This is a genomic window from Streptomyces griseus subsp. griseus, assembly GCF_003610995.1.
GTDB lineage: Bacteria > Actinomycetota > Actinomycetes > Streptomycetales > Streptomycetaceae > Streptomyces.
The window spans coordinates 664,954-689,894 of the sequence record NZ_CP032543.1 but is presented as its reverse complement, the minus strand read 5'-3'; the positions used below and the strand labels follow the sequence as shown (position 1 = coordinate 689,894).

Annotated in this window: 21 protein-coding genes; 12 read left to right on the top strand and 9 right to left on the bottom strand. The window is 67.6% G+C overall.

All coding sequences use genetic code 11. The features are described 5' to 3' along the window. Window positions 1-11: 11 nt before the first annotated feature. Complete coding sequence (locus D6270_RS03085; protein ID WP_109166872.1) at window positions 12-1,556, top strand: recombinase family protein; 1,545 nt, start codon at window positions 12-14, stop codon at window positions 1,554-1,556. 1,256 nt (window positions 1,557-2,812) lie between these two features. On the opposite strand, the gene D6270_RS32735 is transcribed toward D6270_RS03085, so the two are convergent. The 3 genes from D6270_RS32735 to D6270_RS03065 form a co-directional block, all read right to left on the bottom strand. Continuing rightward, entirely contained in the window at window positions 2,813-3,217 is a 405-nt protein-coding gene (locus D6270_RS32735) for a phosphotransferase (RefSeq protein WP_239476911.1), read from the bottom strand. 1,069 nt (window positions 3,218-4,286) lie between these two features. Further along, entirely contained in the window at window positions 4,287-5,201 is a 915-nt protein-coding gene (locus tag D6270_RS03070; RefSeq protein WP_225976761.1) for an intradiol ring-cleavage dioxygenase, read from the bottom strand. A gap of 145 nt (window positions 5,202-5,346) precedes the next feature. Further along, window positions 5,347-7,731 carry a M4 family metallopeptidase gene (locus D6270_RS03065; protein WP_109166876.1) on the bottom strand — a complete coding sequence of 795 codons (2,385 nt, stop codon included), beginning with the start codon at window positions 7,729-7,731 and terminating at the stop codon, window positions 5,347-5,349. Window positions 7,732-7,885: 154 nt separating this feature from the next. Between D6270_RS03065 and D6270_RS03060 the strand changes: the two genes are divergently transcribed. From D6270_RS03060 to D6270_RS03050, 3 genes are all read left to right on the top strand, one after another. Beyond that, window positions 7,886-8,851, top strand: a complete 966-nt coding sequence (locus D6270_RS03060) for a LysR family transcriptional regulator (RefSeq protein ID WP_109166877.1) — start codon at window positions 7,886-7,888, stop codon at window positions 8,849-8,851. An 81-nt stretch (window positions 8,852-8,932) separates the two neighbouring features. Next, window positions 8,933-9,741, top strand: a protein-coding gene (locus D6270_RS03055; RefSeq protein ID WP_391041037.1) for an IS5 family transposase whose coding sequence is annotated in 2 segments (ribosomal slippage) — window positions 8,933-9,281 and window positions 9,281-9,741 — 810 coding nt in all. Because the reading frame shifts where the segments join, the coding sequence is not laid out codon by codon here. 52 nt (window positions 9,742-9,793) lie between these two features. Further along, complete coding sequence (locus D6270_RS03050; protein ID WP_109166880.1) at window positions 9,794-10,564, top strand: transposase; 771 nt, start codon at window positions 9,794-9,796, stop codon at window positions 10,562-10,564. Window positions 10,565-10,634: 70 nt separating this feature from the next. Here the strand turns inward: D6270_RS03050 and D6270_RS03045 are convergent. The 4 genes from D6270_RS03045 to D6270_RS03030 all read right to left on the bottom strand — a co-directional run bounded on the left by D6270_RS03045 (window position 10,635) and on the right by D6270_RS03030 (window position 14,790). After that, window positions 10,635-11,542 (bottom strand): IS5 family transposase gene (locus D6270_RS03045; RefSeq protein WP_109166881.1). Its coding sequence is split into 2 segments (ribosomal slippage): window positions 10,635-10,672 and window positions 10,672-11,542, totalling 909 coding nucleotides; the frame shifts between segments, so codons are not numbered across the junction. Continuing rightward, window positions 11,539-12,387: a putative RNA methyltransferase gene (locus D6270_RS03040; RefSeq protein ID WP_109166883.1), complete on the bottom strand. Its 849-nt coding sequence runs from the start codon at window positions 12,385-12,387 to the stop codon at window positions 11,539-11,541. Before D6270_RS03040 ends, D6270_RS03045 begins: the two co-directional genes overlap by 4 nt. A 271-nt stretch (window positions 12,388-12,658) precedes the next feature. Next, window positions 12,659-13,729 carry a hypothetical protein gene (locus D6270_RS03035; protein WP_158650476.1) on the bottom strand — a complete coding sequence of 357 codons (1,071 nt, stop codon included), beginning with the start codon at window positions 13,727-13,729 and terminating at the stop codon, window positions 12,659-12,661. Between the two features lie 593 nt (window positions 13,730-14,322). Then, window positions 14,323-14,790, bottom strand: a complete 468-nt coding sequence (locus tag D6270_RS03030; RefSeq protein WP_225976760.1) for a DUF302 domain-containing protein — start codon at window positions 14,788-14,790, stop codon at window positions 14,323-14,325. A 160-nt stretch (window positions 14,791-14,950) separates the two neighbouring features. Between D6270_RS03030 and D6270_RS03025 the strand changes: the two genes are divergently transcribed. The 3 genes from D6270_RS03025 to D6270_RS03015 are packed head-to-tail and all read left to right on the top strand — an operon-like array spanning window position 14,951 to window position 17,480. Further along, a complete protein-coding gene (locus D6270_RS03025; RefSeq protein ID WP_109166886.1) occupies window positions 14,951-16,315 on the top strand; it encodes an MBL fold metallo-hydrolase in 1,365 nt (454 codons plus the stop codon). Between the two features lie 59 nt (window positions 16,316-16,374). Next, complete coding sequence (locus tag D6270_RS03020) at window positions 16,375-16,740, top strand: rhodanese-like domain-containing protein (protein WP_204117165.1); 366 nt, start codon at window positions 16,375-16,377, stop codon at window positions 16,738-16,740. After that, on the top strand, window positions 16,737-17,480 hold the full coding sequence (locus D6270_RS03015) for a sulfite exporter TauE/SafE family protein (RefSeq protein ID WP_109166888.1): 744 nt from the start codon (window positions 16,737-16,739) through the stop codon (window positions 17,478-17,480). The genes D6270_RS03020 and D6270_RS03015 overlap by 4 nt, the downstream gene beginning before the upstream one ends. Window positions 17,481-17,524: 44 nt before the next feature. On the opposite strand, the gene D6270_RS03010 is transcribed toward D6270_RS03015, so the two are convergent. Beyond that, a complete protein-coding gene (locus D6270_RS03010) occupies window positions 17,525-17,812 on the bottom strand; it encodes a metal-sensitive transcriptional regulator (RefSeq protein ID WP_010056191.1) in 288 nt (95 codons plus the stop codon). 84 nt (window positions 17,813-17,896) lie between these two features. On the opposite strand from D6270_RS03010, the gene D6270_RS03005 reads away from it, so the two are divergent. The 3 genes from D6270_RS03005 to D6270_RS02995 all read left to right on the top strand — a co-directional run bounded on the left by D6270_RS03005 (window position 17,897) and on the right by D6270_RS02995 (window position 20,394). Continuing rightward, window positions 17,897-18,472, top strand: coding sequence for a rhodanese-like domain-containing protein (locus D6270_RS03005; protein WP_109166890.1), 576 nt, complete (start codon window positions 17,897-17,899; stop codon window positions 18,470-18,472). Window positions 18,473-18,702: 230 nt separating this feature from the next. Next, window positions 18,703-19,611, top strand: a complete 909-nt coding sequence (locus D6270_RS03000; RefSeq protein WP_109166891.1) for a universal stress protein — start codon at window positions 18,703-18,705, stop codon at window positions 19,609-19,611. A 105-nt stretch (window positions 19,612-19,716) separates the two neighbouring features. Continuing rightward, the gene (locus tag D6270_RS02995; protein ID WP_109166893.1) at window positions 19,717-20,394 is read left to right on the top strand and encodes a helix-turn-helix domain-containing protein; all 678 of its coding nucleotides are present in this window, start codon (window positions 19,717-19,719) and stop codon (window positions 20,392-20,394) included. A gap of 71 nt (window positions 20,395-20,465) precedes the next feature. Here D6270_RS02995 and D6270_RS02990 read toward each other — a convergent pair whose 3' ends face one another. Continuing rightward, on the bottom strand, window positions 20,466-21,341 hold the full coding sequence (locus D6270_RS02990; RefSeq protein WP_109166894.1) for a universal stress protein: 876 nt from the start codon (window positions 21,339-21,341) through the stop codon (window positions 20,466-20,468). A 180-nt stretch (window positions 21,342-21,521) separates the two neighbouring features. Between D6270_RS02990 and D6270_RS02985 the strand changes: the two genes are divergently transcribed. Together D6270_RS02985 and ppsA are read left to right on the top strand one after the other, a co-directional pair. After that, the gene (locus D6270_RS02985; protein ID WP_109166895.1) at window positions 21,522-22,427 is read left to right on the top strand and encodes a universal stress protein; all 906 of its coding nucleotides are present in this window, start codon (window positions 21,522-21,524) and stop codon (window positions 22,425-22,427) included. A gap of 97 nt (window positions 22,428-22,524) precedes the next feature. Continuing rightward, a complete protein-coding gene (ppsA, locus tag D6270_RS02980; protein WP_109166896.1) occupies window positions 22,525-24,933 on the top strand; it encodes a phosphoenolpyruvate synthase in 2,409 nt (802 codons plus the stop codon). The last annotated feature ends 8 nt before the right edge of the window (window positions 24,934-24,941 follow it).

Genomic DNA, 24,941 nt, shown 5'->3' with positions numbered 1-24,941 from the left:
GGAGAGAAGAAATGCGCGGTACGGACCTCAACACGATCGAACGACCCTACGACGGATGCGGCAAGTGCCTGCTCGGAGTGCGGCGGCTGTCGCGCGTGAAGCTGGCGACGTCTTCGCCTGAGCGCCAGCGCGAGAACGTGCTCACTGCCGCCGCCTCCGTCGGGGCCCACATCATCGGCTGGGCGGACGACTGGGAGGTCTCCGGCGCCACGGACCCCGTGACCCGCCCCAGCCTGGGCCCGTGGCTCCGTGACGAGAAGGGCCCGTACGACGGCCTGGTCGCGGCAGCGGTGGACCGGCTCGGCCGCAACGTCGTCGACTGCCTGAACACCGGCTACAAGATGCGGGACGAGAAGAAGATGCTCGTCACGTACGGGCACGACGGTGCCTGGAACCTCGACGACCCCGCCGACGAGAACCGTTTCACCATGGAAGCCTGGGGCGCGCAGATGGAACTGCGCGCGATCCAGCGCAGGAACCGTGACGCCACCGTCAAGACCCGCGCAGCCGGCCGCCCGAAAGGCAAGCCGTCGTACGGCTTCCAGTACGTCCGGAAGGTGATGGGAGGGAAGATTGACCTGGTCGAACTGCATCCGCATGCCTCGGAAGTACTGCGGAACGTCGCCCGCCGCATCCTGGCCGATCCTGACAACGTCACCTGCAGTAGCGAGGCCGCACGTCTCAATCGTGCCGGGGAACTCTCACCTGCGGATCACCTGGCCGTGATGTACGGCAAGCCGGCAGGGGGCCGACCGTGGTCTCCCCAGAGCCTGAAGAACATCCTTCTGTCAGAGGCCACCCTCGGATACCTGATGCACCGCAACAAGCCCGTCCTCGGCAGGGGGGACGGTCACCCTGTACGGCTCTGCGAGGGGCTGTGGGACCGGGCCACACACGAGGCGCTCAGGAGCGCCATCCTGTCCCGAAAGGCTCCCTGGACCCGCCGATCCAACCGCGAATACCTGTTGACCACGGTCGCCCTGTGCGGGCAGTGCCATACGCGTCTCTATACCCAGACGTCGAAAGACGCCCCACCGCGCTACACGTGTACGGCGCGGAACAAGGGCTGGCTTCAGGCGCAGCACTGCCGACCCGCACCGCTCATCAATGCTCATCTTCTTGACGCCTACGTCGAGGAGTGGTTCCTCCGGGAGCTGGGTGACGGCATGATCTACGAAACGGTGTACGACCCGGGCAATGGCATCGCGGAACGCGTGGCGGAGACCCGAGCCAGCCGTGAACGGCTGCGAGCCGACCGTGAAGCCGGGCTGTACGACGCCCCGGACGACGCCGCGTGGTTCCGGGACCGGTATGCCGCGCTGGGGCGGGAGCTGGCCGCTCTGGAGGCTGAGCCACGGCGGGCGCCTGGTATGGTCCGGCGGCCGACCGGCGAGACGGTCGCCGACCGTTGGTTCCGTGCTGCGGATGTACAGGCTCGAAAGGAAATCCTGATCGATTTCGGCGTACGGGTGACGCTCTTCCCGGCCAGTGCTCCCGTTCGCTGGGCGCCCGGTTTCCTTCACGGTCCCGAACAGGACCCGATGACCCTGCTTTAGGGAAGGCGTCCCTGGGTGGCGCTGAGCGCGCTGTCCGGGGACGTCACCGTCGGGCTGTCGGCGGTCGATCAGTGGCATGCATCCATACAGGCTGATGCCGGCCGGTGCAAGCCGACCTTCTCCGGGATTCTCTGGGCGTGATGTACAGCGACGAGGTGAGTGATGTGACTCAAGCGGGGGAGCGGTGGATGCGTGACAAGGCAGTGGCAGAACTGCAGGTCGAGACGACCACCGTCGATGTGCAGTGGTTGATCAAGTCCTGCGATCGGCAGATTGATCGAGCGATCGCAGAGGCATTGCCGACGGAACGATGTCTCGGTGCTGCCGAATCGGGCGAGTTGGGACGGAATCTCTTGGTCGACGAGGTAATGGTGCGAATCGCAGACGCAGAGGCCGTGTTTATCGGCCGAGAGGGGATCGAGGAGGGAGTGGGTGAGTCGTGTCCTTGTCGAGGTGGCGGAGACGCTGAATCGAGCGAGCCGTACGGATGCGTCTGCGGCTGCCACTTCGGCGGTATATGCCGTAAGTCAATCATGCGGATCAGTCGAGGAGAGGCTCCGCAGGCGGCGTTCCTGTTCAGCCTTCAGGCCGTGCCAGAGATCGGACCTGTTTTCATGCGTTCGACATCCTGGGCGCTGAGTCTTTGGCTTCGAGATCTTGTTCGTAGCGGTGCTTGGCGGAATGGGGTGGTGGGGGCACAGGTTCAGCTTCGTCGAGCGGACGTCCGCACGCGGTCAGGCGTCGAGGTGGCTCTTGCTCAACCAGTAGGACAACGCCTCTCTTGGGGAGACACCGCAGCGCTATTCGACTTGGCCGCATAGCGCGAGTCTCGCAGACTTAAGGGAAGGGCGTAGAGCCTCCTCTGCTCCAAGCGTGACAATCGTCCGACCAGATGAGACAGCGGACAGTCTGACTTCACAATATTCGCTTTCACGACCACGGTCGCGGGCCGGATCGACCGCGGAGACAGTCGATCCGGTACTGCGCCTGGCTCCTCCACTCCGGGTTGCGTGCTGCGCCGCATACGTCACCATGCGCAGCTCACGGGCGTGCGCAAGGACGGGGTAGCCCTCCCACGCCGTCACGTCGTACCCGTACACCGCACAGAAGCGGATGTACTCGCGTGCGCTGACGGCGCCCGTGGTCTTCGCTCGCACGGCGGTGGACACGAGATCCCACTCCGGGGGCCCGAAGAGCGTTCCAGGTCCATCATCAGGACCCCACCGGCCGTGCGGACGATGTTGCCGGGCCAGGCCTCACCGTGCACGGCCCGATCGGGGAGACCGGGCCGGCCGCTCCGCCCAGGCCGCTAGGAGGTCGCTATGCAGGGCATGCAGCCACTGCTTGTCGTCGTCGCGGATCGTGGTGGCCGAGTGCAGCCGTTCGCCGACCCTGACGAAGGGATCGAGATACCCCAGCTCGATCGCTGGCGTGGTCAGGGAGTGGAGCCTCGCGAAGAGTTCAGCGATATCCTCGACCGAGCCGTGCTGCTGCGGCGGCAGTTCCGCCCAGAAGGTCACGGGCCTGCCGTCCACCTCTACCAACTGCTCCACGTCGACCAGGCGAACGGCCGGCACGTTCTCCCGGGTGAGCCAACGTGCGACGCGCACCTCGCGGGCCGCCGCAGCGCTCTCTCCCTCCCGGGCGATCCGTACGATCACCCGCTGACGAGGTAGTCGCCATATCTGGTTCTCGGCCAGGCGGAGAGGCTCGGCTCCGTCGGAGTCCAATCCGACCGCCGAACAAGCCTGCTTCGGGACGTGACGTGCAGGTTCGGATGCCGAAGGAGTCATGCGGAAACCGTAGCGGCGATCCGATCTCGCAGCGCTGAAGCCTGCCGAGCGCTGCCGCCTGGCGAGGGTCACCCTTGGCCATGAGCAGGGAGGCCAGCTTCGTCCGCGAGATTGCACGAGCCCGGCCGTAGGCGTCCGTGTGTCCGTTCACCGCTGTGCTGAATCGGCGCGCTGCTCGGCCCGGGTCCTGTCTAGCGAGGGTTGGGAGATCGAAGAGGGAATGAGCCGTGTCCCCGTTGTGCTGCGCTTCGTCGTAGTAGGAACGCTCGACAAGGCCCTTAGAACTCATCTCATTTGGACGACTCAGCAAAGCATTTCGACATGGTGAGGGTCGCTGAGCGGTTGGTGCTGGACAGGGTGTGGGATTCATCCGTGTCGAGCAAGTCTCCTTCGCAGGCAGCGGCATGTACGACGAACTTCTCCGCACACAGAGAGTCGTCCACGCGGTGTAAGGCACAGAACGGTGGCGGGTGCTGGCTCCGGTCACCAACCACGGTGAGACTGGTATGGCACCGCTGGGCGAGTCGTTGCAGCTGCGGGAGGAGACCAACGGGTCGGCCTGTAGACGGGCGCTGGCAGGAGACGGAAGCCCCGGACGGATATGACGTGCCGAACCTCGTCGTATTCGGGCCCCTCGTGATAACCGAGGGGAACGCGAGCGCTGCTGTGTCAGTCACCGCCGCAAACACCAGAACTCATATGAGCTCCTGGGAGCGGCTCGGGATGTTCCGCCGGGCCGCTCCTGTGTGTCTCAGGAAGTGGCCCGCCATGCGGGAGTACCTCGTGTGGCAGGTGCGCTGTGCCGAGCAGCGCGCCCGCAAGCTCCGAAGCGGTTTGTCAATCTTGCGTCAGCTTCGGCTGGGCGCCAGGATGGCGGCCCAGACTCCGTTCGGTGTCTGGGCCGCCGGGGTTTGTCGGGCGTGCTGGTGTCGTCGCGTCAGGGGGTGGGCGCCGAGGAGGCGGTGGGGGCGGGGCCGCCGGGTGTTCCCTGGCCGTCATTGGTGGCGTTGGGATCGACTGCCATCGTGATGTTGCCGATGACGCCGCGCTCGATGTGCTTCTTGTCGTAGTTGAGGTTGAGCAGGCCGCCCTGGGTGCCGGTTCCCGGGTAGATGGAGTCGTTGTCGAGAGGCATCCGGGTGATGGTGTTCGCAGAGTAGGGCTCGGTGTTTTCGGTGGCCTTGACCGCCTCTTCGGAGAAGTAGAACTGCCCGGTGTGACAGGTGCGTCCGCCGGTGTAGCCGTCGGGAGTACGCGAGCCGCCGGTGTGGACCTTGGTGTGGACGTGGACGGCGCGACCGGCATACCAGCCGGGGAAGACGGTGCGGAAGGTGACGAACCCCTGGGCGTCGGTCATCTGAATGCCGCGCAGCCACGTGAGGTCGTCGGTCGGCGTGGCATGACCCACAGGCCCGCCCGGATCGCCCGGACTGCCTGGGCCGTCCGGAGGCGCCGTCGGCGTTCCGGTGGGCGGCGGGCCGGGAGGCGTTCCACCGCCGCCTCCGTTGCCGTTCTGGATGTAGCCGGAGTAGACGCCGGAAGCGTCGCAGTGCCAGATCTCTATGGCGGAGTTACGGATGGGCCGGCAGGTCACGCTGTCCACTACGCGCAGAACGAGGAGGAGCGGGATACCGGTGCGGTCCTCGACCACGTCTTTCCGGAAGAGCTCGTAGTCGATGTAGTAGGGGCCCTCCATCTGCTCCGTGGTCAGCGACATGCAGGTGCTGGACGCGGAGGCGGCCGTCTTCACCGAGTCGAGGATGCCGGTGTCGGCGGTGTTGCGGCCGGCGGCGTTGGCGACGGCGGCGCCGCTGATGGCTACTACGCCGACTGCTCCGCCCAGAAGGAGCATGCGGCGGCGGGACACCCTTTGGGAGACGAGAGCGTTGTCAGGCTCTTCGGGAGAGCTTTCAGGGATGATCACGGCAGTACCTCTCTGTGTTGGCCGGGCTTCCGTGTGCGTCACCGGCCGGCACGTCCCCGGGCCGGCCGTGCGCTCAGCCGGTTGTCAGGGCGGTGTCGTCGACGACGAAGTTGGTTGCGAGGTACGCGTCCTCGACGCCGGTGAACTTCAGGGTCACCGTCTGGCCCGCCAGTGAGGACAGGTCGAGGGACGTCTTGGCGTAGCCATTGGCTGCGTCGGCGTTCGAGTAGGTCGCGAGGGTCTTCGATCCTGCGGTGAGCGCCAGCTTGTCGTACACGCCGGCGTATATCTCCGCAGTGTCGATGTGCAGGTAGAAGGTGAGGGTCGCCTTGCAGGCGGCGGGGATCGTCACCGTCTGGGACAGGGTGTCGGTGTGTGCGGAGCCCCAGCCGTTGAGCCAGGCCGTGTAGGAACCGCCGTGGGCCGGTTCGCGGACGTCGTTGTTGATGACGTCGCTGTTGGTCCAGCCGGTGTTGCCGGACTCGAAGCCCGGATTGGTGAGCAGTTGGGCCGAGGTGCAGCTACCGCCCCCGCCGGTGCTGATCGTCCAGGTGAACGCCGCGGTGCCGGTGGTTCCGGTGGAGTCGGTCACCGTGACGGTGGTGGTGTAGGCCTTGGCCGTGGTGGGCGTACCGGAGATGATGCCGGTCGAGGCGTTGATCGACAGGCCGGCGGGCAGGCCGGAGGCGCTGTAGGTGAGGGAGCCGCTGTTGGTGCTGCTCGCCTGGACCTGGAGGCTGACGGGAGTGCCGACGGCCGAGGCCTGGCTGCCGGGGTTGGTCACCGTGACGCCGCTGGTCGGCGGGGTGATGTGGCTGCCCACGTTGATGCCGGCGAAGGCGTTGCCGACGGCCGCGTACTGGGCGGAGTTGGTGCCGTAGAGCGCGGATGCGGCGTTGAGGGCGGCGGTGCGGGCGCCGGCGTAGTTGGTGCTGGACGTCATGTACGTCGTCAGCGCCTTGTACCAGATCTTCAGGGCGGCGTCGCGGCCGATGCCGGTGACGGCGACACTGTCGGCGGTCGGGCTGTTGTAGGCCAAGCCGTTGATCGTCTTGCTGCCACTGCCCTCGGAGAGCAGGTAGAACATGTGGTTCGCGGGGCCCGAGGAGTAGTGGACATCGAGGCTGCCGAGGCCGGAGTACCAGCTGTCAACCGAGTTCCCGTCCTTGCTGGGCTTGTCCATGTAGCGCAGCGGCGAACCGTTGCTGTTGATGTCGACTTTCTCCCCTACGAGGTAGTCGCCGACGTCGGTGCTGTTGTCGGCGTAGAACTCCACACCCGCGCCGAAGATGTCCGAGGTGGCCTCGTTGAGTCCGCCGGACTCCCCGCTGTAGGTGAGGCCCGCTGTGTTGGAGGTGACGCCGTGGCCCATCTCGTGGGCGGCTATGTCCAGCGAGGTCAGTGCGTGGGTGTTGCCGGAGCCGTCGCCGTAGGTCATGCAAAAGCAGCTGTCGTCCCAGTACGCGTTGGCGTAGGCGCTGCCGTAGTGGACGCGGGAGTAGGCGGCGACGCCGTCGTTGCGGATGCCGCTGCGTCCCAGGGTGTTCTTGAAGAAGTCCCAGGTCTTCTGCGCGCCGTAGGCGGCGTCCGCACCCGCGGTCTGCGTCTGGGAGCCGGAGCCGGTGCCCCAGACGTCGTCGGCGTCGGTCATCAGCGTGCCGGTGCCTGACGTGGCGTTGTTGAGGCTGTAGGTCTTGTGGCTGCCGCGCGTGGTGTCAGTGAGCTGGTACGTCGAGCCGGACCGGGTCGTGTCCAGGGTCACGGAGCCGCTGTACTGGGTGTTGCCGGTGCCCGTCTTGATGTCCTGGTGGCGGGTGATCTCCTTGCCGGTGTCCGCGTCGCTGATGACGTGCAGGCGGCTTGGGGTGCCGTCGTCCTGCAGGCCGCCGATCACGGTCTCCCAGGCAAGTCTGGGGGTACCGCTGCCGGCCCAGACGACCTTGCGGGCGCTTTCGGCGGCGGGCTGCCGGGCGTCCAGCGCGCGAGCCGTTTTGAGCGCCTTCGCCTCGGCCTGCGCCTTGGTCAGCGTGGCGCTGGTGGAGGCGACACGGATGTGATGCTTGGTGTTGAAGGTCGTGGCTACCGTGCCGGACGCCTTCGAGGCGGGTGCCGTGTGCACGACCAGGTCGCCGCCGAGAACGGGCAGGCCGGAATAGGTGCGTTCGTAGCGCGTGTGCAGGGTGCCGTCGTTGTCCTTCACGACGTTCTTGACGACCAGCGCCTCCTTGGTGCCGAGGCCGAGGGCGCGGGCGGTGTCGGCTGTCTTGTCCTGGGCTTTGCGGACGAGCGCCTTGCCCTGGGCCGGGGTGAGTTCGGCTTCCAGGGCGCCGTGGCGCAGGCCTCGGGACTCGCTGTGGGCGCTCCGGTCATCCGCGGTGGCGGTGGTCGCGAGGCTGCCGGCGAGGCCCGCTGTCAGTGCGAGGGCGGCGAGTACTGCCGTGAGTCTGGTGGGTTGCACTTCTGCTCCGGTTACTCAAAGGGGGGTGGGGACGGGCTGAGTATGGGTGTGGGCATGCCATGGATGGGACATCTCATCTTCCATAGGACCGGTGTTATGGATTGCCTCGGCAGAACCCTTCAACTCAGCTGCTCTGCCTGCATATGCTGGGAAAATGCAGCTTGAGCTGAGGCATCTGGAAGCTGTCCTCCAGGTGGCGGAGGCGGGCAGCCTGGGACGTGCCGCGGCGCGGCTCGGGGTGTCCCAGCCCTCCCTTTCCGCGCAGTTGCGCCGTATCGAACGGGTCGCAGGCGGGGATCTCTTCGTCCGCAGCAGGTCCGGCGTCGAACCGACACCGCTGGGCGATTTCGTACTGTCGGCAGCCCGCCGGGTGCTCAGCGAAATGGACGCCCTGACTGCCGGAACGCGAGCCGCCGCTCCGCACCCGGCACTGCGGCTCGGGTGCATCCTGCTCGTCCTGGTGGACCAGTTGTTGGGGCACCTGGAGGCGGAACTGCCAGGCCACGAAATCGACATCACCATCGAGGAGTCGGCGACCGTGCTCGTCCGCAGGCTCGGAACCGGACAGTACGACGCGATCCTGTTCGGGGAACTCGCGGATCACGAGGTACCACTCCCCGACGGTGTGGCGGTACGCACCCTTATAGCGAAGGAACCTGCATGCGTGCGCCTGTCGAACTCCCACCCGCTGGCCGGGCAGAAGGAAATCGAACTTGCCGACCTGGCGGGTGAGACCTGGACAACGCTGACCGATGACGGGGACGGAGGACCTGAGGCCATGGATGATGCCTGCCGACGGGCCGGATTCACGCCCAAGCTGCGCTACCGGATCGCCGACCGCCAAATGCGATGGGAACTGATCGCCGCCGGACGGGCTGTATCCCTGTGCCAGCCCACCTCCCCGTACGTCGAGGGCACGGTGCTTCGGCCTCTGGCCGGCGACCCGGTCACCGGCCGTATCCGCCTCGCCTGGAACCGGGCCGCCGTATGCGAACAGCGCGCCGCCCAGATCTATCAGGCAGCGGCCCGCGCATACCTCGACAGCATCCCGACCAACGCGACGTTCCAAGCGTGGTGGGAATCCCGGCCGGAACTGCACCCGACGCTCGACCAGGTCTGATGTTAATCTGCCGACGCGAACGGCCCACTCGCTGAAGGTTTAGAAGTCATCTCATTTGGATGGCTCGGTATTCTGTGGGTCATGGTGGGGATCGTTGAGCGTCTGGTGCCGGATGAGTTGTGGGAGTTGTTCCAGCGGGTGGTACCGGAGGTGCCGTCACGCCCGCAGGGTGGCGGCCGGCGTCGGCACGGTGACCGGGAGGTGCTGGCGGCGATCGTCTTCGTGGCCACGTCGGGTTGTACCTGGCAGCAGCTGCCTTCGGCGTCATTCGGCCCGTCTGGAGCGACTGCCCACCGGCGGTTCTCGGAGTGGTCGAAGGCCAGGGTGTGGGCCAAGCTCCACCGCCTGGTCCTCGACGAACTAGGCGCCCGAGGCGAGCTGGACTGGTCGCGGTGCGCGATCGATTCGGTGAACATGAGGGCTCTGAAAAGGGGGACCTGACAGGTCCGAATCCTGTCGACCGGGGCAAGTACGGCTCGAAGATCCACTTGATCACGGAACGGTCAGGTCTGCCCATATCCGTCGGCATTTCCGGGGCCAACCTCCACGACAGCCAGGCCCTGATCCCGCTCGTGAAGGGCATCCCGCCGATCCGCTCGCGCCGCGGCCGACGGCGGCGCAAGCCCGGCAAACTCCACGCCGACAAGGGCTACGACTACGCTCACCTGCGGCGATGGTTACGCGAGCGAGGCATCACCCACCGCATCGCCCGCAAGGGAGTCGAGTCGTCGCAACGGCTGGGCCGCCACCGCTGGACCGTGGAACGCACCATGGCCTGGCTCGCCGGCTGCCGACGCCTTCACCGACGCTACGAACGCAAAGCCGACCACTTCCTCGCCTTCACCAGCATCGCCTGCACCCTCATCTGCTGCCGCAGACTCACCAAATGAGATGACCTCTAAAGGTTGTTGCAGAACGTCTGGGATAGGGCATTCCTCTTGTATGGGTGGGGTGTTGCGGGCTGAGCCGTTGTGGGTGGAGACGTTCACCGGGTTGCGGATGGGCCGGTTCGAGAAGTTGGTGAAGGCGGTACGGGAGCGGGGAGGAAACGGTCCTGGTGGAGGGCGCCCGTGGTGCCTGCCGCTGGCGGACCGGGTCCTGCTGGTGGCCGTCTATTACCGCACCGACCTCACGATGCGGCAGCTCGCCCCGCTCTTCGGGGTCTCCCCGGCCACCGTCTGCCGGGTCATCCAGCGCCTGCGGCCGCTCCTGGCGATCGAGCCGGCGCCGCGGCCCGTCGCGGACGTCGAACGGTTGTGGATCGTGGACGGAACCCTCGTCCCGGTCCGTGCCCGTACGGTCGCCGCGTCCTCCCGCAACTACCGGTTCTCGGCGAATGTACAGGTCATCATCGATGCGGACAGCCGCCTGGTGATCGCCTCGGCCCGCCCCGTCCCCGGGAACAAGGCCGACGCCCACGCCTGGCGGGAATCGGACCTGCCCGCCATCGCGGCCGGGACCACGGTCATCGCCGACGGCGCCTACCTGGGAACCGGACTGATCGTCCCGCACCGCAGAAGATCCGGACGCCCACTCCTGCGCGGCCAGGAGGAGGACAACGCCGAACACCGGCGCGTCCGAGCCCGCGTCGAGCACACCTTCGCCCGCATGAAGAACTGGAAGATCCTCCGCGACTGCCGCCAGAAAGGAGACCGTCTCCACCACGCCGTCCAAGCCGTCGCCACCATGCACAACCTCGCCATGACCGGCTGAACCGGCAGGTCAAACACCACCCCGGCCTGCCCACACCCACCCTTCTGCAACAACCTTTAGGTCATGTCTCCTAACTGCGTAACCAGACGATCACTGCCGCCAGCACGGTGCTGAGCGGTAGACAATCGCGAGTTTGTCGTAGCGCGTGGCCAGGCCCCGCCACTGTTTGAGCACGTTGAAGGATCGCTCGACGACGTTCCTGCGCTTGAAGGTCTCCGACTGCAGCGAGTGCGGGCGGCCTCCGCCGTGGCCCTTTCGTTTGCGGTTGGCTTGCTGGTCGGCGCGCTCGGGGATGACGGCGCGGACACCTCGCGCTGCGAGGGCTGCACGGATCTGCTTGGACGAGTACGCCTTGTCGCCGAGAAGTGCTGCTGGTGTGGTCCGGGGTCGGCCGGGACCGAGCCGGGGTACGCGGATGTCGCCGAGCAGGGGAGGCAGGACCTGACCGTCGTGGATCTGCCCTTCTGAGATGGCGACGGCCAGAGGGCGGCCACGGCCGTCAACAATGTGGTGGATCTTGGTCGTCAGTCCGCCACGGGATCGGCCAATGCCGTGTGCCGCAGGCTCAGATCCGGATGTTCCCACACCCCCGCGGGTGAGGGTCTGGGGCTCCGAGGAAGGCCGGGTGGTGTTTGTGGCGTGCTGGTGAGCGCGGATGATGGTCGAGTCCACCGAGACCGTCCAGTCGATCTGGTCGTGTGCGTCGGCGCAGGCGGTCAGATGTGTCAGCACCCTGTCCCAGGTCCCGTCGGTAGCCCACTTCCGGTGGCGTTTCCATACCGTCTGCCAGGGCCCGAACGCGTCCCGGGGCAGGTCCCGCCAGGGGATGCCGGTGCGGTAGCGGTAGATGATGCCCTCCACGATGCGACGGTGATCTGCGAACGGGCGCCCCACCTTCCCGGCGTTGTCGGGCAGGTGGGGCACCAGTCGGTTCCATTGCTCGTCGGTCAGCAGGCGCGTGCGCCTGCTCCTGCTCACCGAGGCCGGTATGCCGTGACCAGGACTGAGACGGTGACGCGGTGTGGGAGGACGCCGGATTGAAGCAGATCATCGTCATGGAGGTGCCGCGCGCTGGGCGTCATCCCCACCAGGTCGACAGCTTCCTGGGTGGTCAGCGAGGAGGTGTATTCGATGTGCTGTGTCTCGGTCGCCTCGAAGAGCGGGTTCAGCGCCTGGTGCAGACGCCGTTCCTTGTGCGGGTCGATCGTGAGCATCGCGGGCACGTTGCTCCGGAGCTCGGCCATGTGCTGGTGGGTGGGGCGGACCACGATCAAGCGGCCGGACCGGCGAAGTACACGGTGGAACTCGGCCGGATTGCGGGGGGCGAACACGTTCAGCATCACATCGGCCGCCTGGTTCACCAGCGGGAAAGGGCGGAAGACGTCCCAGCTTGCTGCAGCGGCCCGCTCATGGGCGCGGGCGGCCGAGCGGAGCGCCCGTACCGAGGCGTCCAGTCCCAGGCCCCGCGCTTCGGGGAGCTGATCGAGAACTCCGGCCAGGTAGTAGCCGGTGCCGCAGCCGGCGTCGAGGACCTTGCCGTGCTCGGGCAGGGCCGCAGCCGTGAGATGGGCCAGGGTCCGGCCGATCGCGGCGTACTTGCCGGAGGCTAAAAACCGGCTTCGGGCCTGCGCCATGGCGGCGTCATCCCCGCTGGTCGCACGTGCGCCCGTCAGGAGGCTGACGTATCCCTGGCGGGCAATGTTGAAGGTGTGGCCCACCGGGCAGAGCACGGCGCCGGGAGCAGGGTGGAGGTCGGCACTGCACGTCGGGCAGCGCAACAGGTCGACAAGATGGGCGAGGGCAGGCGGAAAAACGGCAGGCATGAGGCGCTCCTGGCAGCAGGGAGAAAAGGGACCGTGCCTGCGCGCACTCTCGGGAAACCGCCGTCGCAGAAGAACGGGGTCGGCGTCCGCTTCGGGAAAGAAGCGGACGAAGAGAGGGTCACGAAACAGGCACACCTACGAGGGCGACGCCCTATGGCGTCGCCCTCAGCGCCTCGTGATTACAGAGCCTGGTCTGCCGGGGTCCTCATACCCACACCCTACGTCGCCGTCGACCATGTCGTGGCTGGGCGATAGGGAGCCATGACCTAGATCAAGAGAGCCGGTCATGCAGATCACGACGATGTGCCATGCCACCTGAGGATTCTCCCGAGGAGTGCTGGAGCACTAAGTCCATAGCCTTAACGAGTTCGTCGACGCCGATGATCGCGGCAATGCGTAGCTCGTGGACAAGCAATGTCGCAGAGGTCACGGCGACTAGGTCCGCGCTGACCTCCGTTGCCTCACCGTCCGAAGCGGGGCCGTTGGAGAAGACGGTGACATCTTCGTAGTTGGCCTTGATCCGCAGGCGGTAGAGGTAGTCAGCCATGGTCGCAGGCCGGATGCCACTGGTTACGGTGTCCCGCTCCGCCGAGGTCAGCCTGACACTCTTCGGCTCGGGCGCGGGCTTTCGGCCCGTCGCGGCCCGGGTCTCCTCGTTGAGGCGCCATTGCTTCTTTTTGGCATTGAGCTTTTCACGCCGCCTCTTGGCGAGGCGGTCCTCGACAAGCAACTGGCGGGTGGAGCGCAAGGCCTTGGCTGCGATGTCCCAGGCTTGTTCGCCCTGCCACGCTACCCACGGGTGCAAATCGAAATCTAGGGAACGCTTGGGGCCGCCGAGGATCCCGTCCGCGTCAGCAAGTCGGGTTCCTGGAGCCGTCGCCGCGAGAGTCCACGGCGCGATCTGCAGACTGCGAGTGGTCCACAGATCCACGTAGCGCCGCTTCGTAGGCTCGTGCATCTGCGGACGCTCGCCACCTTCGGCCACGATCAGGGCCTGGGCGGCCCCGTAGAGGACGTAATAGGACTGAACAGCTCCCCAGCTGTTGGCGAGCCGGATAATCTCGGAGTCTCCGGCCAGTGCGTGCGTGTGCTCCAGCAGGCGAGCGGTCGCCCATGCGCGACGCAGGCATGCCAGCACTTGTTCTCGGTTGCAGGGACGCGATGGCACATCAGCCCTGAAAAGGGCTGGTGCCGCAGATTCATGAAGGCTGGCGACAGCGTCTTGCGCTCTGCTGTCGCCGAGCGCAAGTTCACGGAACGCGCGGATGTATGAGGCGTGGGTGCGGAAGCTGCGGGTCTGCTCGCTGTCGACCGGCGGGGGAGTAGAGACGATACGTGCCACGCTTCAGTATCGCCTGCCCGACGGCTCGCCGCTGGCGATTCTGATCCGGGGAGAGCGCGCCTATGCCTGGTGCTGAGGCGACCCGACCAACCGGTCTCGCGCACCGGTATGCCGCGGGTGCTCGGGTCTTCCCAGGCACAACCGTCAGAGCCCCCTTGGAGGCGCTCAGTCTATGAACTAATTCCGACGGTAGAAGCAGATGTGCAGCCGCCGTCGGTCGTGCCTCACAACCAGTTCGACACCCGGCCCCCCCCTCTAGCAGGTCTTCTGCTGGACGCCGGAGCAGTGGGAGCAGTCATGCGGAGGGGCGATACCGACAAGTGTGACGTATGTACGCTGGCGAATGGGACGACATCGTGATCTCGTATCGCCCCATTACCTGTGCCGGTACGGCTCCACCGGGGAAGAAGGCCCGGTGTCTCTGATGACGGTGTGCCATCTGGGTCCAGACCATGCGGCCAAAGCACACGGAAGAAACGTCTGGAGTCGTGCGCGACTACGGAAAACGCTCCCATGGAGAACGGAGACCGATGTCGGCAGCTTGCCGAGCCAAGGTTTCGGCGCTAGCACGATCTCCGGCCTTCAGTCGCAACTCAGCCAGCTGTCGAAGCGCCAGTGCATCCCCGGCGTCGGCTGCCTAGTACGTGAGTCTCTCGGCGCCAGTCCGCGCCGGTCCCCTTCAGGGAGGCGAGAGCGGCGTCCAGCCGGAGGGTGGCTTCCCGGGCCACGGGCGCCATCGCATCGAGTCCGGTCAGCGTGACCATGGTGTCGGGATCGACGGTCTGCACGACCACCTGGTCGCCCTCGGCGCGCACGACGACATTGCACGGCAGCAACAGACCGATCGAGCGGTCGGCTTCCAGGGCCTGGTGTGCGAGGGGCGGGTTGCAGGCGCCGAGGATCAGGTAGGGCTCCATGTCATGCCCGAGCTTCGCCTTCAGCGTGGCCTGCACGTCGATCTCCGTCAGGACCCCGAAGCCCTGCTCGGCCAGTGCGTCACGGACCTCGCGCTGAACCTGCTCGAACGACCCCTTCACGCTCACGGTGCGGTCGTAGCCCATTGCCTGCCTCCATGTTCGCGGGAGCGGTCGGCCGGCGACAGGGCCGGACCGCAGTACGGATGACTGCTGCCACCCAAGTCGAAATATACCCCCGGGGGTAAAGGTGTTACGGTGGATTACATACCCCTGGGGGTAATTTTCGTACGGAAGGAGCATCGCGGTGTTTTTCGTGGACGTGATCGAGCTGAAGGGTCTGGGCAACCGCAGCTATCTCGTCGGCGGCCCGGCGGCCGCGGTGGCCGTCGATCCGCCCCGGGACATCGATCAGGTGCTGGCAGCGGCCGCCCGGCGCGGGGTCCGTATCTCGCACGTGGTGGAGACCCATATCCACAACGACTACGTCACCGGCGGACTGGAGCTGGCCCGGATCACGGGCGCCGTCTACCTGGTGCCCGCCGGTGCGCACGTCTCCTTCGCCCGCACTCCCGTGCACGACGGGGACGCGGTCGACATCGACAGCACCGCCGGCCTGGACCTGGCGGCGATTGCGACTCCCGGACACACTCCGCACCACACCGCGTACGTGCTGCGGGAGGCGGGCCGGCCGGTGGTTGCGTTCACCGGTGGATCCCTGCTGATCGGTACGGTCGGTCGTCCCGATCTCGTCGAACCCCGCCTGACCGAGGAGTTGGCGCGGGCCCAGCACGCCTCGGCGCACCGCCTGGCCGAAGCGCTGCCCGACGAGACGGCCGTGCTGCCCACCCACGGGTTCGGCAGCTTCTGTTCCTCCGCGCAGGCCGACGGCGACAGCACGACGATCGGCAAGGAGAAGGCGGCGAACGCGGCCCTGACGGTGGACGTGGACACATTCGTCGCCGACCTGCTCGCCGGCCTGGAGGACGTGCCCGCCTACTACGCGCACATGGGCCCGGCCAACGCGGGCGGGCCCGACCCGGTCGACATGACTCCGCCTGCGGTCGCCGATCCTCAGGAGATCGCTACCCGGCTCGCGGCCGGGGAGTGGGTCGTGGACCTTCGCAGCCGGATCGCCTTCGCCGAGGGGCATGTAGCGGGCTCGTTCAACTTCGAGCTGGGCGGCAAGCTCGCGACGTATCTGGCCTGGATGATTCCGTGGGGCAAGCCGGTCACCCTGCTCGCCGAGAGTGCCGAGCAGCTGGCGGCGGCCCAGCGGGAGCTGGTCCGCGTCGGCATCGACCGGCCGGCCTCCGCCGCGACCGGTGGCCCGGCGCAATGGCTGCGAGGAGGGGAGCGCCCTGCCTCGTTCGCTCGCGCCACCTTCGCCGAGCTGGCAGGTCAGGACATGGACGAGGTCGTGGTGCTGGACGTGCGCCGCGACTCCGAGCGCGCCGAAGGCTGGATAGCCGGCTCGGTGCACATCCCGATCCACCAGGTGCACCAACGCATCGGTGAGGTGCCGGACGGGACGGTGTGGGTGCACTGCGCGGGCGGAATGCGCGCGGGCATCGCTGCCTCCCTGCTCGATGCCGCCGGACGGCGGGTGGTGGCCGTGGACGACGGCTTCGGCGCTGCCGAGAAGGCCGGGCTGACCGTCTTGACCGGCTGACCAGGCACCAGGCCGGCGCCCCCGCAGGGGGGGGCGACGAAAGATGAGGCGAGTATCTGATGTTCCTCTTCCGTAAGAGCCGGAAGCGCGTGTCCGTCGACGAGGCGCAGGCCATCACCGGCGGCGATCAGTCCGATGCCGTTCTGCTGGACGTGCGCGAGAAAGACGAGTGGAAATCCGGGCATGCCCCCAACGCTGTGCACGCCCCGCTGACCGGCCTGGCCACGGGTGGGGCACTGCCCGCGACCGCGCAGGGTCGGGCGCTGGTGGTGATCTGTCGCAGCGGGCACCGCTCGCAGCAGGCCGTGAAGCTCCTGGCCGAACGGGGCGCGGACGCGGTGGACGTGGAGGGCGGCATGAACGCGTGGGCCGCCGCCGGGTATCCGGTCGCCGACGAGCACGGGAACAGCGGCTCGATAGCGTGAGCACCCTCATACTCGCCCTCGTCGCCGGGGCTGTCATCGGACTGGCCCTCGGCTCCCTGGGCGGTGGCGGCAGCGTCCTCGCCGTCCCCGCCCTGATCTACCTGCTCGGCTTCTCCCCGGCCTCGGCCACCACCGCCAGCCTGATCATCGTCACCGCGACCTCCGCCACCGCCCTGTACGCCCACGCCCGCGACGGCAACGTCGCCTGGAAGACCGGCGCCCCGTTCGCACTCGCGGGCATCGTGCCCGCCTTCCTCGCCGGGGTCGCCTCCGGGCACCTGCCCGCCGCCGTACTCACCGCAGCGTTCGCAGCCATCGCCGCCCTGGCCGCCCTGCGCATGCTGCGCCCCACCGGATCGGCGCCGCCCGAGCGGATACGTCCGGCCAAAGCGGCCGCCACCGGAGCCGGGCTCGGCGCCGTCACCGGGTTCCTCGGCGTCGGCGGTGGGTTCCTCGCCGTCCCCGCCCTGGTCAGCACCCTCGGGCTGCGGATGAAGCAGGCAGTGGGCACCAGCCTCCTGGTCATCACCGTCAGCTCCCTGGCCGCCCTCACCGCCAGAACAGGGGCTGGAGGAGCCGTGCGCTGGGAGGTGATCGCCCCCTTCACCGGAGCGGCGATCCTCGGCGCCTGGGACGGAAAACGCCTGTCCACCAAGATCAGCGGGCAGCGCCTCCAGCGCATCTTTGCCTACGTTCTGCTGGCGGTGGCGCTCTGGATGCTCATAGACGTCGTCATCTGAGCCGAGCGGTGAGCACCATCACCGCCGCGCTCCGGTCGGCCTCATCAGGCCAGGGACAGGAACAGCTTCTCCAGCCGGGCGCGCATCTCATCCCGGTCCTCGCCGGAGCGACTGCCGTCCTCCATCTCGGTGAGGCACTGCTGGAGCCCGGTGGCGATGATCGCGAAACCCGCCCGGTCCAGAGCCCGGGACGCAGCCGCCAACTGCGTCACGACCTCCTCGCAGTCCCGCCCCTCCTCGATCATCCGGATCACCCCGGAGATCTGCCCCTGCGCCCGGCGCAGCCGGTTCAGAACCGCTTTCAGCTCCGCGCCCGCCAGATCAAGCTCCATCATCACTCCTCATCACATACCCCCAGGGGTAAATATACTCCCCCCGTGTGGGAGCCCCGCCGACAGCAAAGGATGACACCCGCCATGACCACGCCCACCGCACTCAGTACCGGTGAAGCCCGCATCCGCCTGCACGAACTGACCGTCATCGACGTCCGCACCCCCGGCGAGTACGCCGCAGGTCACCTGCCCGGGGCCCTGAACATCCCCCTGAACCACATCCAGCGCGCCCTGTCCGACATCCGCGACGCTGCACACCGCAAGGACGTACTGGTCGTCTGCGCATCCGGTGCCCGCTCCGGAAACGCCTGCAAGATCCTCGCCGAGAACGGCATCACCACCTCGACCCTCTCCGGCGGCACCGGAGCCTGGGCTGCCGGCGGCCACGAACTCCACCGTCCGCAGGGCTCGGCCCGCACCGTGTGGGGCATGGAGCGCCAGGTCCGTCTCACTGCCGGTGCCCTCGTCCTGCTCGGCCTTCTGCTCGGCGTTCTCATCCACCCGGCCTTCCAGATCCTGTCGGCCGGCATCGCTGCTGGGCTGGTCTTCTCCGCGCTCACCAACACCTGCGGCATGGCAGCGATCCTCGCGAAGCTCCCGTACAACCGACCCCGCGCCCTGGACTTCGACCGCACGCTGGCGGAACTGCGCAGCCGCTGACCGAGCACGACGGGGAACGGGGCGGCATGCGCTCGTACCCGTTGCTCCGTATTGATGTGGGTGCTTTGACCGAGGAGGGGTCATGCGGCCCTGCCCGGTACCGATCAGCCCACAGCGCACCCAGTCCTACCGCTCCTGGGTCGGTCAGAGAGAGGTGGGGACCGACCGGCCCTGGCCCGGCACGGTGCCCGGTGCCAGCCTGGGAGAAGTCAATCCTTCGAAGAAGGGTGGTGGGCATCATGCAGGCGCCGCTGGTGGTGGGGGTCGACGGCTCTGAATCCAGTCTCCAAGCGGTGGACTGGGCCGCTGACGAGGCCGCGCGTCATGCGACTCCGCTGAGGATGGTGTACGCCTCGCTCTGGGAGCGGTACGAGGGAGCGGTACCGACGGGCGGCCTGGAACGGCCGGCGGGTCGTGTTCTCGCCGAGAACATCCTCGGCGCCGCTGCCGAGCGTGCACGGCTCCGCGTGCCCGCTCTGGCGGTCTCCACCGACGTCCTCGCCGAGGACGCCACCAGCGCCCTTCTGAGAGAGGGCGCCTCGGCCTCGGCAGTTGTCGTCGGTTCACGGGGACGAGGTCAACTGGCCTCCGTGTTGCTGGGCTCGGTGAGCCTCGTGGTGGCGGCCCGCAGCGTGTGTCCCGTGGTCGTGGTGCGTGGGGACGAGGTAGCGCTTGCCTCCCGACACGAACGTATCCTCCTGGGGGTGGGCGGCAGGGATGTCGGGGCTCCTGCGGTGCGCTTCGCCTTCCATGAGGCGGCCACTCGCGGGTGCGCACTCCACGTGCTCAAGACGTGGCGCCAACCTGCCGGGAGACCTGCCGAGCACCAGCTCGTCACCGGCGATCCGGCAGACTCGGCGGAAGCACGCGCCGCCGCCCTCCTCGACAAGGCACTCGAAGGACCGGCCCGGGAGTACCCGGATGTCCCGGTGAGCAGGGCCACCCCGGAGGGGCCGGCCGCCAAGATCTTGGTCGAGCGATCCGCCGCAGCCGACCTGCTGGTCGTCGGAGCACGACGTCAGGGAAGCTTCATCGGCCTCGAGCTCGGCAGGGTGGCCCACCGAGCGCTCCACCACGCTGCGTGCCCCGTCGTCGTCGTGCCCCAGCGCGTCAACGATGCTGCGACGACAGATGCCTGAGTCCCCACACCGCACCGCCCTCCGCGCTGCGGCCGCTCCCGTCTCTGGCTAGCGTGAAGCGCAGGACCCGCTCGGAGGCAGAAGCCGAGGAGTAAGGAGCCAGCGATGTCCTCAACGCCACCTCCGGCCAAAGGCGACCTGGGCCGACGCATCGCGGCACGCCGCCTGCAGCTCGGACTGTCACGGCAGGACGTGGCGCTGCGGGCAGGGGCCGCGCCCGGTTACATCGAGTACGTCGAGGAACAGCCCGCCACGCCGGGCGTCGGCTTTCTGCTCAGGCTTGCCGACGCGCTGGAGACCACGGTTCAGGAACTGTCAGGGGGTGCGGGCGACCTGCCGCCCGCCGTTGGCCGCGGAGCCCGTAGAGCTCGGATGGTCGAACTCGACGAGGCCACGTGCTGGACGCGGCTGGGAGACCACGGCGTAGGTCGGGTTGCCCTGACTCTGGAGGACGGACCCGTCGTGCTGCCGGTCAACTACCAGGTGCTGGACGGCGAGGTCATGTTCAGGACGGGAGACGATTCCCCGCTCGCTGCTGCCGCGGACACGGAGATCGCCTTCGAGGCCGACCATTTCGACGACGCCTTCAGTAGAGGCTGGAGCGTGTTGATCGTGGGAACCGTTCGACCGGTTGCGGATGATGATGCGTCCCAGCAGCTCAGGGAATCGGCATTCTCGACTCCCTGGGCAGGACAAGAGCGTGAACACGTGATGCTCCTGGGGGCCAGGCGCATCACGGGGCGGAGGATTCTCGTCCCCGATGCCCCGGGAGACGCCTGCTGATGCGGCCCGTGCGGCCCTGGTGCTTCGGTCTGGCTCGAAGCCAGGGAGATGCTGCCCACGGCTGAGGTCAGTCATACGGGCACTACGGCCACCGGCGCTGAGGCGTGGTGGATCACAGCATGGGCGACGTGGCCGATGTGGGGACCCACATGTCGGCTGCCGCGCCGTCCGACCACGACCAGCTCGGCTCCTCGGGACGCCTGGACGAGCTCACTGGCCGGCGGAGCCATGACCAAGGTCTCGGAGACGCTGACCTGCGGAAATTTCTCCCGCCAGGGGCGCAGCATGTCGTTCAGGTCTTGTGCGGCGTGCTGACCGACTCCACTGCCCACGCTGGGGTCGAGGATCGCTGCGTATGTGTACGTCGCCGGGAGAGACCAGCTGTGTACTACCTGCAGTCCCGAACTTGCGCGGGCCGCTTGTTCGAAGGCGAAGGCGAGCAGAGGGTCGCAGGGGTGGGAGACGTCGATACCCACGACAATCCCCGGGTTGCCGGCAGAGGCTTCCTCGGTGGGGGAGGCGGTATCGGTCCCTTCCGGACGTACGAGGACGACCGGGCTCCGCGTCTTCGCCACGACACCCAGAGAAACCGAGCCGATCAGGAAGCCGACAAGTGATCCGAGCCCCCGTGAACCCAGCGCGGTGACCACCGATTCGTCCGCGGCGCGCGTCAGCTCGTCGATGGCCCGCCCCTGGACCAGTTCCGTGGTCACCTCCAGACCGGGGTGGTCCCGGCGGGCCCGGTCCGCGGTCTCCTGCAGCAGGGCTTCGTACCGTTCGACGAGTGACTGTGTGAAGGTCTGCGGTATCTCCGGGGTGACCGGCCACTCCTCCACGTGTACGAGATGTAGCGGGGCGTCGCGCAGCATGGCCTCACGAGCGGCCCACCGCGCTGCCGCGAGACCCTCGGGGGATTCGTCCAGGCCGACAGTGACGTGGCGTGTCATGACAGTGCCTCCTCGGTGTACGGGGCTCCTGGTGCGGAAGTCTGTGACCAGCTTCCCGCCGTGATCCCGAAGGTGGGGAGGGCCGACAGGTCTCGATCGGGACCGAACGGCCCATGTCTGCCATGCGCCGCGGTGGAACCGTGGTGAGGGCAGGTCTCTGGACCATTCCGAGGAGGAGTCATGACCAGCACAGCTCCCCGCCCTGTCGAACTCGGGCCCCTTGTCGTCGGTGTGGACGCGTCGGCCCCGGCGCGCACGGCGGCGCTGTGGGCTGCGGAGGAAGCGGACCGTCGTGGTCGGCCCCTTCATGTCGTCCATGCTGCTGACACCGACCACCGCATGCTCTACGCGGGTGTGGAAGCCATCCAGGCGATCCGCGAGGCGGGCAGGGACCTGCTGATCGATACGGCGGAAGCAGTGGGCCACCGATACCCCGGCCTGACGGTGACGCGAGAGTTGAGTCGTCTGAGCCCGGTGAGCGGGCTGCGCGCGGCGGCTGGTGAGCGGGGCACCATCGTCGTGGGCAGCAGAGGCCTGGGCGGCTTCGATGCCCTGATGCTCGGGTCTGTCGGCTTGGGGCTCGTCGCTCGGACCGAGGTTCCCGTGATCGTTGTGAGGGGCGAGCCGGACCGGCCTGCGACCGGTGTGATCACAGCTGCGGTGCGCGGCTCGTCCGACCTCGACTGGCTGATGCTGGCAGCCGCCGAGGCTCAGGTCCGCAAGGCTTCCCTTCGCTTGCTGAGCGTCTGCAACGTCCTGGCTCAGGTCGGTGCGGTCACCACCATGCTCGACAGCCTCGGCGAGGTCGCCGAACAACAGGTGCACGAGGTATCGGCGATGGCGATACGGATACGGGAGACGTGTCCCGATCTCACGGTCACGCACCACGTCGAGACGGGGACCAGTGTGCCCGGAATCCTGGTGGAGGCCTCGAAGCACACCGATCTGATGGTTCTGGGCAGCCGTCGCCACGTGCTGGGCCTCGGTCCGGCGCTCGGCAGGGTCAGCCATGCCGTTCTCCATCACGGGCACTGTCCCATCGAGATCGTCCCCCCTCAGTACGTGGACCCGGGCGACCAGGAGTGACTCCGCACCTGCGGGGCGGGTCGGCCTCGCCCCCGGGGGTGCGCCCCACCGGTGCTGATGATCTACCGCCTACGTACGCGCAACCACGGAGACTCCCATGACGTCGCGGCACTACGTGATTCCGTTCGCGGAGCTCGGCCGACAGGACATCCCGAGCGTCGGCGGGAAGAATGCCTCGCTCGGTGAGCTGACCGCACACCTCGGCGCCGCAGGTGTGCGCGTCCCGCCCGGATTCGCCACGACTGCTCAGGCGTACGAGGAACTCCTGGCCGCGCACGGCCTGCGCGCCTCCATCGAGGACCAGATCGCGCGTCTGCGTGACGGCACCCCGCTGGCAGAAGTCGGGCGGGCCATCCGCGCGCTGATACTCCGCGAACCACTGCCCCCGTCGCTTCCCGGCGAAATCGTCGCGGCATACGAGGATCTCGCTCGCGGCACGGGCGGCGAGGCCCCCTCCGTAGCCGTGCGCAGCAGCGCCACTGCCGAAGACCTGCCCGAGGCCAGTTTCGCCGGTCAGCAGGATACGTACCTCAATGTGCGCGGGCCTGAACAGCTGCTCGAATCCTGCCATCGCTGCTTTGCCTCGCTGTTCACCGACCGTGCCATCGACTACCGGGAACGCATGGGCTTCGACCATCTGTCCGTCGCGCTGTCGGTGGGTGTCCAGGTCATGGTCCGCGCAGACCTGGCCGGCGCAGGAGTGATCTTCACCCTGGACCCCGAGACCGGATTCCCCGACGTGATCGTGGTCAGTGCGGCATGGGGACTCGGCGAGACGGTGGTGAGCGGGCAGGTGGATCCTGATGAGTACACCGTCTTCAAGCCCAGCCTCAAGAACCCCTCCCTGAACCCGCTGATCGATATGCGGGTGGGCGCCAAACGTCGCAAGACCGTGTACATGGACAGCGGACTCACTCACACCGTGGACACGACTCCGGCCGAACGGGCACAACGGGTGCTCGGCGACGACGACATCCGCCTCCTCGCCGGATGGGCCAGAGCTGTCGAGGAGCACTACGGCTGCCCGATGGACCTGGAATGGGCCAAGGACGGAGTCACCGGAGAGCTCGCGATCGTCCAGGCCCGCCCCGAGACCGTGCAGTCCCGACGGCGCCTCACCGCGATCCGTGAATGCCGGCTGGAGGCTGACCCCGGCCGGCCACTGATCGAAGGTACAGCCGTCGGGGAGGCGATCGGACAGGGACCGGTCGTACGGCTGACCGCCCCGGTCGCCCGGGAGGCGTTTCCCGAGGGCGGCGTCCTGGTCACCTCTCTCACCGACCCGGACTGGGAGCCTGTGATGAAGCGTGCCTCGGCGATCATCACCGATCACGGCGGACGCACGTCCCACGCTGCCATCGTCAGCCGGGAACTCGGAGTCCCGGCTGTCATCGGCACCGGCTCGGCGACGCGTGTCCTGACGCAGGGGAGCGACGTCACGGTGTCCTGCGCGGAAGGAGACCGCGGGCGCGTCTACGACGGTCTGATCCCGTACGAGGAGCGCGAGACCGATCTGTCGGCCGTCGCGAAGACGCGTACGCGCATCATGCTCAATCTCGCCGACCCGTCCGCCGCCCTGAGGTGGTGGCGCCTTCCGGCCGACGGGGTCGGGCTCGCCCGGCTGGAGTTCATCGTCGCTCATCAGGTGAAGGCCCATCCCATGGCGCTGCTTCACCCGGAGGAGCTCGACGCGGACGACCGCCGCGGCATCGAGCGACTCACCGAGGGATACCAGGACCGGGGTGCGTACTTCGTCGACCGGCTTTCCCGGGGCGTCGCCCGGATCGCCGCATCGCGCTGGCCCGACCCCGTGGTGGTGCGTACCAGCGACTTCAAGACCAACGAGTACGCGCGACTGCTCGGAGGCCGCCCCTTCGAGCCGGACGAGGCGAACCCGATGATCGGCTGGCGGGGGGCCAGCCGCTACTACAGCGACGGATACCGCGAGGGATTCGCCTTGGAATGCCGCGCCTTGCGCCGGGTCCGCGACGAGATGGGCCTGACCAACGTCGTCGTCATGATTCCGTTCTGCCGGACGCCCGGCGAGGCCGACCGGGTGCTCGACGTGATGGGCGAGCAAGGCCTCAGGAGCGGCCACAACGGGCTGAAGGTCTACGTCATGGCTGAGATACCCTCCAACATCATTCTTGTTCGGGACTTCTCCGAACGGTTCGACGGCTTCTCCATCGGAAGCAACGACCTGACCCAGCTGACGCTCGGCGTCGATCGGGACTCGGAAGCGCTCGCCCATCTGTTCGACGAGAGCGGACCGGCTGTCACGCGCAGCATCGAGCGCCTGGTGGCCGGCGCGCATGAGGCCGGTCGTGGAGTCGGTCTGTGCGGTCAGAGGCCCAGTGACGATCCGGCTTTCACCGAGTTCCTCGTGAAAGCCGGTATCGACTCGATCTCTGTGGCTCCGGACAGCTTCGCGATGGTGAAGCAACACGTGGCGCGCGCCGAGAGCACCCGCACACAGGGGGACGTTCCCTCGGAGATACAGGATTAGGTGTCTGA